A 9,537-nucleotide genomic window follows, 5' to 3' on the forward strand; every position below is an offset into this window, starting at 1 on the left:
CTCATGTGATTAGATATAAAACTGTGAACTGGAGAGTGTTTTTTGAACAGCTAGAGTTGACTAAGTTGTATTTTTGTTGAGCTTAAGATCGATTAATGTACTGTTTGGGTTTGATATTAGTTGTCCATTTTACGCTAATTTAAAGCCACAACTAAACCTGAACCAAGTCAGAATAAAAACCAGCACACGCAAATCAATTTATCACCAATTTAGCCACAGTGGATTTGCGGAATATCTTGCCAACAGCTGGTGTATTGCGGGGTTAATAGCTCACGGCGCATATGCCATTTACCTCCAATACCTTGGGCGGCGACAAATATTGCATCACTACCGTAGCGTTGATTTAACTTATCAAAAACCTGCATCAAGGCAGGATCTTTTACTGGGGCAAACAAGTCTGTTTGCAAATGTTTGACCGGTGATAAATCTAACAATCCAATCCCGATTTTATAGTAGCGAGTATTGGGGTTATAAAGCTTACGGGCAATTTCTGCTGCGTAACTGATGATTTCACGGTTGTCATTAGTTGGATATGCACAGCGGTAATGATATTTAAAGCCATTAGGCTGTTCATCATAAGGGGAGTTACTGGCAAAGATCAGTATGGTGCTAGCCACAGAGCCTTGCTTTCTGGCTTTGGCTGCCGCGATACCAGCATGCTTACTGAGCGCCTGTAATAATGAGTCTATATCGCTAATACGTTCACCGACACTACGAGTTGAAAAGATCTGCTGTTTATCTGCTCTGGCGCTATCCCAGCCTTTACAAGCCTCGCCATTGAGCTCTCTGACTGTACGCTCGATTTCAATACTAAATTGGCTACGAGCAATGCCTGGTTGTAATTTAGCCAGATCCAGTGCGGTGGTGATCCCCATGGCATGTAATTTGTTACCGATCCGCGAACCGATCCCCCACACATCGGTGACTTTCATTGTCGCTAAAATGGCATTTCTTTGCTCAATGGATTGGATATAACATACCCCGTTATAGCCCTGGAGCTTTTTAGCGGCATGATTGGCCACTTTGGCAAGGGTTAAGGTGGCAGCAATACCGACACACACAGGTAAACGGGTTTCTTTCCATACCGCGCGGCGGATCATAGCGGCATGGCTTAATAAACACGGGATCGCAGGGTAACAATGTTTAAATGACAGAAATGACTCATCAATAGAGTAAATATGTTGCTCAGGTGCAAAGCGGCCAATCACTTCCATCATAGAGTGAGACAAAGAGGCATAAAGCTCATAATTGGAGGAAAGCGCAATCACGCCTGCTTTTTCACAAAAATCGCGCACTTCAAAGTAAGGACCAAATTTACCCACTCCTAATGCTTTTGCCTGGCGGTTAGCCGCCACAATGCAACCATCGTTATTGGACAGCACCACGATAGGACGGCCACGCCACTCTGGGCGAAACACTTGCTCGGCGCTGCAATAAAAAGAGTTGGCATCAACGAGTGCATACATAATTTAACTGTCCGTTAGTCGTTAGTTTAATCAGCTAACATTAGTTATTAACTAATATAGGGCTTTGGCGATGACAACGGATTGAACGGATCACCACGCCTTCAACACTGAAGTTGTCATACTCTTGTATCGTGACACTCTGGTGAAGATCATTTGCCGATAATAATAATCGCCGCTTGATATCAATGAGCTTACAGACAAAGTTGCCGTTATAGTTTGCCACTATCACATCATGGTTTTCGACACTGACATGGCGATCCACAATGAGAATATCCTTATCAAAAATGCCGATTTTCTCCATAGAGTCGCCGCTAGCTTGGCCAATAAAAGTGGCACTGGGATGTTCAATCAATAGCTCATCTAAACTTAATGGCAGTTGCCGATATTCAGCAGCAGGACTTTCAAAACCAGTAATACCGGCACAAGCAAAAATAGGAATAACCTTCATAACAATCGACACCCAACAGCACTGTATGTTTATACAGCATTATAGCTGTCCCCGTAAAATTGGCAATAAATTCCGTAAGGTTGTCGAATAAGCGTGCGAATTGTTGGTTATTTAATCTGTTATGGGTCATTGAGGGAATGCTTTGCTGAGTGAGCTGAACTAAACAGCATTGCTAAGTACTAAATTATGAGCAAGGTAAGCGTGAGTGTTTAAGATTGAGTGGCGACTATTATCGAGCTGCTGTCGAACCATTAGCCGAAAATAACCTAATAAGCATTCTTTAAGGAAAAACGTTAAAAGTTAATTGTTTGTTCAGCTTACGTTTAGCTTACGTAGGTAAAATAGAGGCAAGTTTAAAGCTTATTATCAGTATCAGAATTTTATAAAGCGCTAATACTGACGATGAGTTCAAGTGCAAAGTGCTTAATCAGCCAGAAATCAGTTGTTCATCAACGGGAGTAAACATAATGAAAAAAGTATTTATCATTTCAATGTTAGCAATATTATCTTTTGGCGCGAGCGCTAGCCCATCGACTCAAAAGCCCGTTGTCATTCAAATTCAGGATTCATTCACGCAAATCAATAGTGCTTTAAGCTGCTCAATTGTATATGCCCACACTCCGATGACTTCACAGGCCGATTATTATAAAGGAGTAGTCTACGAACGCTATTCAGATCTTGTTGAACAACTCGTGTTATCAGGCCAGTCAGAAGAGGGCGCAAGACAAACAGCGATTGAAAAAATTGTCATGCAAACACAAACCATTGAACAACAAATCAATGATACTAAAAGCGGTGGAAAAACAGAGTTAAAACAACTGCTGCAACAAACGGCTAAAAAGAATGATTGTGTCCACTACGCAAATAATTAAGATGTACGGTCACAATTAAGATGTACGGGCATAGTTAATATTCATAAAGCGATTAATATTTACCACGAATAAAGCAGACATTTTACCGTGGCAGGAACTTCTAGTTCTGAACAGAGTAGTGGTCTGCTAAACTGCCTTTGTCATTTCTAATCAATTAAAATTTTTTATGCAAAGTAAGCCACTTCGTCAAGCCAAAACAATCGAGAATGTTTTCAACAGTGCCTATTGGCACCTTGGTCAGCAAGATTTTACTATCAATGAAATTCGCACCAAGCTTGAGCGTAAAACCGATAACCAGCAATGGATTGACACTGTTCTCGCTAGACTCATTGAAAGTGGCTATTTGAAAAAAGATTTTGATTTTGCCGTTCGCTATTGCGAACTGGCCTTTAGTCATGAGACGGCTAAAGGCGCTATCAAACGTAAATTACAATTAAGAGGCGTATCAGTTGCTGAAATTGATACCGCAATTGAACAAGTCATGCATGAGCAAAATGTCGATTCATTTGAAATGGCGACAGCACGATTGCAAAACAAATTTGAACACTTTCATGGCACTAATAAAGAAAAAGTTTATTCACAGATGACCACCAAAGGGTTTTCTCGCGCTGAAATTGATTACGCACTATCACAACACCCTCAAGTTGACACCCTGCGCAGTAAATTAGCCATAAAAGCAGACAAGGCTGACCTGAAGTCTGAAATTATCAAGTTGTATAATAAAGGCAAAGGCAAAATGCTGATCTTGCAAGAATTAAAACAGCGGCTTCTTGATGTCAGTGATTTCGAAGAGCTGATATACCAACTAAGCCTAACAGAAGAGTTAGACTTTTATCTCAGTTGTAAAAGTCAGCTGGCTAAAAAGCGTTATGACTTATCCGACTATAAAGAAAAGTCCAAAGCCTATGCTTACTTATCTCGAAAAGGCTTTGATAGTGATGAAATAAAAGAGGCCATGACTTTAGATGATGATGCATAGCTTCTGTCTATTTAAACTATTTGGAGTTTTAAAGCTACTTACTAGCTTGTCGTTGTGCTAATTCAATCTGTTGCCAAATACTCTCTGCTGCAGAGGAAAGGCTAGCATAACTTTTTATATCCCCCTTTCTTTGTGCCTGCATGGCTTGTTCTTGCGTTAAATCATATTGCTTGCGTAAGTTTTTAATGGGATCTCGTTTGAATATGCCAAACATAGGTGAATCCTGTTAGAAAGAAGATGCATAGTTATACGCCTCAACGAGGAAATAGTTTATAAAAGTGCAATTTTAATGGTCGTAAGTTTATATATTGGCTGTTAAATTAAATTGCTGTTGGTCATGCTTGCTAACAGTGTTTGAGCCCCTAGGTTCGCTTTTCATTCGGCACATCAAAAAGTCGTGAAAAAAATTCAACCTAAGAATCATTGCAGTAAAGAGATTTTTTAATAAGTTTACGTTTTTAAGTTGTTAAGGTTAAATTTTTTGATATGAATATAATGAGTAAATTAAAACAAGAATGGTTTTTAGTCGCTATGGTTGCAGCGATTGCATTGGCTATGGTGTCAGCTGATGTGGGCAAGTCTGGCGGGATATTACAGCTTGATCAAGTAACGGCTATTGGTATTGCCATGGTGTTTTTTTTACATGGGCTTAACCTGTCACCTAAGGCAATAAAAGCGGGCGTTACTAACTGGCGACTACACCTTTATATTCAATCGGCCACTTTTATTGCTTACCCGATCCTGTGGCTACTTTTTGGGGATTCACTTTTAGCCTTTATGCCTGCAGCGCTAGCGTTTGGTTTTTGCTATTTATTCGTATTGCCAAGTACCATATCTTCTTCAGTAGCAATGACAAGCGTAGCCAAAGGCAACATACCTGCGGCAATTTTCAATGCATCGCTTTCAAGTATTATAGGCGTTTTTATAACGCCATTATTTATTCAGCTGTTTATGAATCTCGATGGCGCTGAATTAAACCTGATGGATTCGGTGTTTTCTATCGCCAAACTATTATTAATTCCAATGATTGTTGGCCAGCTTTTAAGGCCGTTATTACTGCGCTTTATAGAGAAACATAAATCCGTGATAAACAAAGTAGACAAAATCGTCATCATCTTAATTGTTTACAATGCCTTTTGTGATTCGGTTATTAATGGTATTTGGAGTGAATTTTCAGCTTGGTTACTGCTGTATTGTATTGCCATTTGTATCCTAGTGCTGTTGTTGATGGTGCATGGGATCCAATGGGGCGCTAAGCGATGTCAATTTAATAAGGAAGATGAAATCGCCGCGGTGTTTTGCGGCACTAAAAAAACCTTGGCAGCTGGAGTACCGATGGCGCAGGTTATTTTTGGATCTGATCCCGCATTGGGAATGATTTTGTTACCCATCATGCTGTATCACCCAATACAGATTTTTTATTGTGCACTGTTAGCTAATCGCTATGCAAAGCGATTAGCAAAATAATGTAACTGATTAAATTCAATGCATAAGGATGGGTAATGACAATTTTAAAACTAATTAGCTGCACTGTAGATGATGATAATGTTGCCGCTTTTACAGCAAGCCAATGTGCTTGGCAGCAATTAGAAAATTGTAGCGGATTTTTAGCACAAGCGGGTGGCTGGCGCGCTGATTTAAATAAACTACCTTTGCAAAATTATGCTGCACCGTTGTATGATAAAAACATAAATACCGCCGTGGTTTTCGGGTTTTGGCAGTCAGTTGAAGATGTTACTGCCTTCATGCAAACTACGCACGATCAAATATTTACCACTAATCATCAGGGTAAAACCTACCAAACCTGCCAGGTTAAGTATTTTGAAATGTTGCCAACATCGTCAAACTTAGTTGTGGCTCACCTCAACTCAGAGATTATCAGCATTAGTCATTATGTGGCTGATTTAGCGCAAATGGCGCAACTGCAGCAACTTTACTTTGACAACTACTCATCAAAGGGGTTGATTGATTGCCAGCTTTTAAGGCTTAGTCGCTCACTTAAGTCACAAGCTAGTGCCCAAGAAGATACAAACGTAGAAGCAAAAGTTGAGTTCATGCTGGTTTGCTGGTGGAGCAATCAACAAAAAGTTGTTTTAATGCAAAATAAAATCCAGCCAAAGCAAGAACAACAAGGGCAGTTAACAGCGTTATCTGAACAGGTTATTAAGCTAGAGGCGAAATGGAATGTGCAAGCAAGAGCTATTGAAATAGCTAAGGATATAGCAGACTGATATTCAACAGCCTGCTTAATTTTAATAAAAAGTCACCGGTAAATAAAAAGTCTATTTGTATTCAATAATACGAGCGATATAGCTAAATTTACCAGAGTCATTGCGATAGTTTCGGTACAAATCAACTGAGAATGCCTTTGGTTTATCTTGATCAATTTTTACGGCAATTTTATCACTTAACTTATCTATATTAGATTCATTATAAACATAGAATTTGTTCACTTTTTCAAGCCCAAGCTGTTTAGCTTTGTGGCTTGTGGTATAAATTTCGCTATAAACGTCTTTGACAAATCCTTGATAGGTAACGCGTTCAAAATTAGCATTTTTATCAACAGTGATAAGAATATCAGTTTGCTCATCTAATGTTATTAACTGCTCCATTGCTGAGTCTAATTTATGATGGGCTGCTTCGTTCAATGTCTCTGCAGAAACACCTGCAGATAGTGAAATAAGTAATGCTGCAACCAATGTCTTTTTCATTCTATTACCCTAAATTTTTAATTCGTAAAATATGTTTAAAATCACCTAAAATTAGGCCGATAACTACTGTTTTAAGTTTTTACGATGATTTGTTTAAATACATCATAATCAATCATTAACGCTGTGCTGAATGCCATATGAAGGATTGAATCCTACATATATAGGCTGTGTTTAATGAGCTGGTTGATATTTAGACCATAGGAATTAAACGTTAATGATGTTGGAGCTGAAATAACCATGAATGTTGACTTAATTTTAAAGCTTTGAAAGCAAGCATGATGAAGCTAAGGTTTTACTATTTAACCTATAAAAACAATGCTATCGTGTCAAAATGAGGTGATATTAGATATTGGAGTAGTAGTTAAATGGATTCAAAAATTAAGCTCGTTGCTTTTAGCGTGTTGTGTTTGAACCTTGGCGGTTGTGATCTCATCGACGGTATTTTACATCCCGGAGACGATGATGAAGACTCAAAAATAGATAAAAACTTTAGCAGTAATGCTCAACAACTAGGTTTATCAGAGACAACGGTTAAACGTTTATGTAATGCTACCGACAACATAAGCATTCATTGTGTCAGCAATTACAATGACGAAAGTGCCCTTGAACTAAGAGTAGAATACACGTTTAATGATGTGTTATTAAAAAATAGTTATGCCAAAAGTACCAATGCTAGCCGAGTAATTTTTCATTTGCCTGCTGATGGTGCGATAGCAAAAATCGAGTTTGAAAATAGTCGAATTTATGATTTTGATAGTGGTTATAGCTACACATGGTCTGAGCCTGAAGATTATAAAATCGCAAACTTAGCAGACTCAAGTGAAGATTCAGTACTTGCCTTAGACAATGCCACAAGTATAGAAGAAGTTTCAGATTCAGAGCTATCGATTTTGTCTAATGCCGCATTCTCTAATGATGAGTATTCACTAACGGAAGCACAAGATATCGTAATCAAATCTAAAACGATGTTGTTTCCAACTTTAAATGTTGATGTAACGAGCACAGGTATTGTAGAACCTATAGATGCTTCTTTTGCCATGTTTACCGCTGGCCACACTGCAATTTTATCAAGTTACTCTTCTGCGTTATCGACCGCAATTGAACAAAGCTGGAATTAAACGAGTTATTTGAAGCGATTATTGGCAATTGTATTAGGACCTTATGCGTTTAGATAAATTTGTATTAAGAAGTACTGCACTGACTAAAACTCAGGTGATAACCGCAATTGAAGCAGGGCAAGTTTGTGTCAATCATGGGGTTATCAAGGATGTAAAACACCAAGTCCATGAGAATAACCTCATACAGTTAAATAGTCAGACGTTAACTCCAAGGCCATTTCGATATCTACTTTTGCATAAATCGGCAGACAAGATTTGTTCAAATGTCGATGGACATTATCCTTCATTGTTTAACGATATTGATATCGATAATAAAGACGAATTACATATTGTTGGCAGGCTTGATGCAGATACAACGGGCTTAGTGCTCATTACTGATGATGGCAGATGGTCTTTTAATATTACTCGCCCTGAAATGAGCTGCGCGAAACTATACCGGGTACATTTAGCTAAATCGCTATCAACTCAAGCGATTAAACAGTTAGAGCAGGGGATTTTACTGGACGGTGAAACCAAACCGACATTGCCAGCTAAAATCACAACAGTAAACGAAAGCCAGGTACTACTAAGTATTACTGAAGGTCGCTACCATCAAGTTAAACGTATGTTTTTTGCTGTGGGCAATAAAGTAACCCAGCTTCATCGTGAGCAAATAGGTGAGATAAAATTAAATACTTCCAGTAATCAATGGCGTTACCTTACTGAAGCTGAGGTCAATTCGTTCAATAGCTGATGGATGTTTCATCAGCTTGGCTTGTCAATGATAAAACATCACTAAATTGAGTCTTTAAATGACAATTGCGATAGTGAATAACACTTCGTTAAGCTATTATCCGCTGTATATTTAGGTTTAACACTCTATGCTTTACCAAAACGTAAAACATAACCTCAAAAGCCACTTCAAACTTGCCATTACTTATAAGCTGTAAATTATGACTATTGATATCACGACCATTGTTGATCCAGAAATCACCTGTTCAAGTTGCCAAGCATGCTGCTGCAAACTTGAAGTGATGATTATTTCTGACACCGGTGTACCAGAGCAATACATCAGTGAAGACAGCTGGGGTAGCCAAACCATGAAACGATTAGATGATGGATGGTGCGCTGCAGTAGATAGAGAAACGTTAATGTGTACTATTTATGAAAATAGACCGTGGATTTGCCGTGAGTTTGAAATGGGGTCTTATGAGTGTGAACAAGAAAGAACCCATATTGTTAAGCTAGACAAATAACTTAATTATAGCTTACGAGGCGGCCACAGCCTCAATGAGTGGGGTTGATTATATAAAAAGACAATACTTTTCAATGAGTAACCCGAAGTTCTTCTATATTTCTAACTTGCCTTAAAAATGATATAACCCTTAACAACAATCACAGATTTTATTGTTACAGCTGCTAGATTTTTACAAGTGTTAAAGTAAGTTCTTAAAATAAACCTCTATCAATCAGGTGCTCATTAAAAGCTAACAAAAGCTTTAATTATGCTTAAAAGCTGCTAAATTTAATTATACCCACAATAAACTAAGGGGTTTATTATGTCATCTGTAAAAACACATGGATTGAGTATTGGTATAGAACGGGTTAACGACGATGTGTACTTATCATTAAAGGCGACTGGCACTTTAACTCATAACGACTATTTAGTCATAACGCCATTACTCGATGCGGCGTTAGCTGAGGTAAAACACCCGAAAGTAAACGTGTTTATTGATGGAACTGAACTTGATGGCTGGGAACTTCGAGCAGCCTGGGATGATTTAAAACTTGGCCTGCAACATAATAATGAATTTAAAAAAGTGGCTATTTGGGGTAATAAAAATTGGCAAAATTATAGTACTAAAGTTGCAGCTTGGTTTATGAGTGGTGAGGTACAGTTTTTTGAAGAAAAAGCAAAGGCGTTAGCATGGTTAGAAAAATAAATGTTTAATAACATACAATTA

12 protein-coding genes are annotated in these 9,537 nt (G+C 38.3%); 8 read left to right on the plus strand and 4 right to left on the minus strand.

Going from position 1 to position 9,537, the window contains the following annotated elements:
- Positions 1-209: 209 nt before the first annotated feature.
- Positions 210-1,466: a Y-family DNA polymerase gene (locus tag BCU91_RS09600; protein ID WP_102439842.1), complete on the minus strand. Its 1,257-nt coding sequence runs from the start codon at positions 1,464-1,466 to the stop codon at positions 210-212.
- 40 nt (positions 1,467-1,506) lie between these two features.
- On the minus strand, positions 1,507-1,914 hold the full coding sequence (locus BCU91_RS09605) for a S24 family peptidase (protein WP_102476820.1): 408 nt from the start codon (positions 1,912-1,914) through the stop codon (positions 1,507-1,509).
- A gap of 467 nt (positions 1,915-2,381) precedes the next feature.
- On the opposite strand from BCU91_RS09605, the gene BCU91_RS09610 reads away from it, so the two are divergent.
- Together BCU91_RS09610 and BCU91_RS09615 are read left to right on the plus strand one after the other, a co-directional pair.
- On the plus strand, positions 2,382-2,786 hold the full coding sequence (locus BCU91_RS09610; RefSeq protein ID WP_102531371.1) for a hypothetical protein: 405 nt from the start codon (positions 2,382-2,384) through the stop codon (positions 2,784-2,786).
- Between the two features lie 166 nt (positions 2,787-2,952).
- Positions 2,953-3,765: a RecX family transcriptional regulator gene (locus BCU91_RS09615; RefSeq protein ID WP_102531372.1), complete on the plus strand. Its 813-nt coding sequence runs from the start codon at positions 2,953-2,955 to the stop codon at positions 3,763-3,765.
- A 34-nt stretch (positions 3,766-3,799) separates the two neighbouring features.
- Here BCU91_RS09615 and BCU91_RS09620 read toward each other — a convergent pair whose 3' ends face one another.
- A complete protein-coding gene (locus BCU91_RS09620; RefSeq protein WP_102476817.1) occupies positions 3,800-3,979 on the minus strand; it encodes a DUF6435 family protein in 180 nt (59 codons plus the stop codon).
- A 281-nt stretch (positions 3,980-4,260) separates the two neighbouring features.
- Here BCU91_RS09620 and BCU91_RS09625 point away from each other — a divergent pair, with 281 nt between their 5' ends.
- Both BCU91_RS09625 and BCU91_RS09630 read left to right on the plus strand, forming a co-directional pair.
- Entirely contained in the window at positions 4,261-5,232 is a 972-nt protein-coding gene (locus tag BCU91_RS09625; RefSeq protein ID WP_241904059.1) for a bile acid:sodium symporter family protein, read from the plus strand.
- A gap of 35 nt (positions 5,233-5,267) precedes the next feature.
- Positions 5,268-5,996 (plus strand): DUF4937 domain-containing protein, encoded by a 729-nt coding sequence (locus BCU91_RS09630; protein ID WP_102531374.1) that lies wholly within the window; start codon positions 5,268-5,270, stop codon positions 5,994-5,996.
- 51 nt (positions 5,997-6,047) lie between these two features.
- Here BCU91_RS09630 and BCU91_RS09635 read toward each other — a convergent pair whose 3' ends face one another.
- On the minus strand, positions 6,048-6,476 hold the full coding sequence (locus BCU91_RS09635; RefSeq protein WP_102438617.1) for a hypothetical protein: 429 nt from the start codon (positions 6,474-6,476) through the stop codon (positions 6,048-6,050).
- A gap of 365 nt (positions 6,477-6,841) precedes the next feature.
- Between BCU91_RS09635 and BCU91_RS09640 the strand changes: the two genes are divergently transcribed.
- From BCU91_RS09640 to BCU91_RS09655, 4 genes are all read left to right on the plus strand, one after another.
- A complete protein-coding gene (locus BCU91_RS09640) occupies positions 6,842-7,594 on the plus strand; it encodes a hypothetical protein (RefSeq protein WP_102438619.1) in 753 nt (250 codons plus the stop codon).
- 43 nt (positions 7,595-7,637) lie between these two features.
- A complete protein-coding gene (locus BCU91_RS09645; RefSeq protein WP_102438621.1) occupies positions 7,638-8,327 on the plus strand; it encodes a pseudouridine synthase in 690 nt (229 codons plus the stop codon).
- A gap of 199 nt (positions 8,328-8,526) precedes the next feature.
- On the plus strand, positions 8,527-8,829 hold the full coding sequence (locus BCU91_RS09650) for a YkgJ family cysteine cluster protein (protein WP_102438623.1): 303 nt from the start codon (positions 8,527-8,529) through the stop codon (positions 8,827-8,829).
- 303 nt (positions 8,830-9,132) lie between these two features.
- Positions 9,133-9,516, plus strand: a complete 384-nt coding sequence (locus BCU91_RS09655; protein ID WP_102531375.1) for an STAS/SEC14 domain-containing protein — start codon at positions 9,133-9,135, stop codon at positions 9,514-9,516.
- The last annotated feature ends 21 nt before the right edge of the window (positions 9,517-9,537 follow it).

The organism is Shewanella sp. 10N.286.52.B9 (assembly GCF_002873635.1).
Taxonomy (GTDB): Bacteria; Pseudomonadota; Gammaproteobacteria; order Enterobacterales; family Shewanellaceae; genus Shewanella.

Excerpts from the sequence above, each read along its gene's own strand:
- BCU91_RS09600 (WP_102439842.1), bottom strand. The coding sequence starts at position 1,466 with ATGTATGCACTCGTTGATGCCAACTCTTTTTATTGCAGCGCCGAGCAA.
- BCU91_RS09625 (WP_241904059.1), top strand. The coding sequence starts at position 4,261 with ATGAGTAAATTAAAACAAGAATGGTTTTTAGTCGCTATGGTTGCAGCG.
- BCU91_RS09650 (WP_102438623.1), top strand. The coding sequence starts at position 8,527 with ATGACTATTGATATCACGACCATTGTTGATCCAGAAATCACCTGTTCA.
- BCU91_RS09630 (WP_102531374.1), top strand. The coding sequence starts at position 5,268 with ATGACAATTTTAAAACTAATTAGCTGCACTGTAGATGATGATAATGTT.
- BCU91_RS09655 (WP_102531375.1), top strand. The coding sequence starts at position 9,133 with ATGTCATCTGTAAAAACACATGGATTGAGTATTGGTATAGAACGGGTT.
- BCU91_RS09605 (WP_102476820.1), bottom strand. The coding sequence starts at position 1,914 with ATGAAGGTTATTCCTATTTTTGCTTGTGCCGGTATTACTGGTTTTGAA.
- BCU91_RS09615 (WP_102531372.1), top strand. The coding sequence starts at position 2,953 with ATGCAAAGTAAGCCACTTCGTCAAGCCAAAACAATCGAGAATGTTTTC.
- BCU91_RS09645 (WP_102438621.1), top strand. The coding sequence starts at position 7,638 with ATGCGTTTAGATAAATTTGTATTAAGAAGTACTGCACTGACTAAAACT.
- BCU91_RS09610 (WP_102531371.1), top strand. The coding sequence starts at position 2,382 with ATGAAAAAAGTATTTATCATTTCAATGTTAGCAATATTATCTTTTGGC.
- BCU91_RS09620 (WP_102476817.1), bottom strand. The coding sequence starts at position 3,979 with ATGTTTGGCATATTCAAACGAGATCCCATTAAAAACTTACGCAAGCAA.
- BCU91_RS09635 (WP_102438617.1), bottom strand. The coding sequence starts at position 6,476 with ATGAAAAAGACATTGGTTGCAGCATTACTTATTTCACTATCTGCAGGT.
- BCU91_RS09640 (WP_102438619.1), top strand. The coding sequence starts at position 6,842 with ATGGATTCAAAAATTAAGCTCGTTGCTTTTAGCGTGTTGTGTTTGAAC.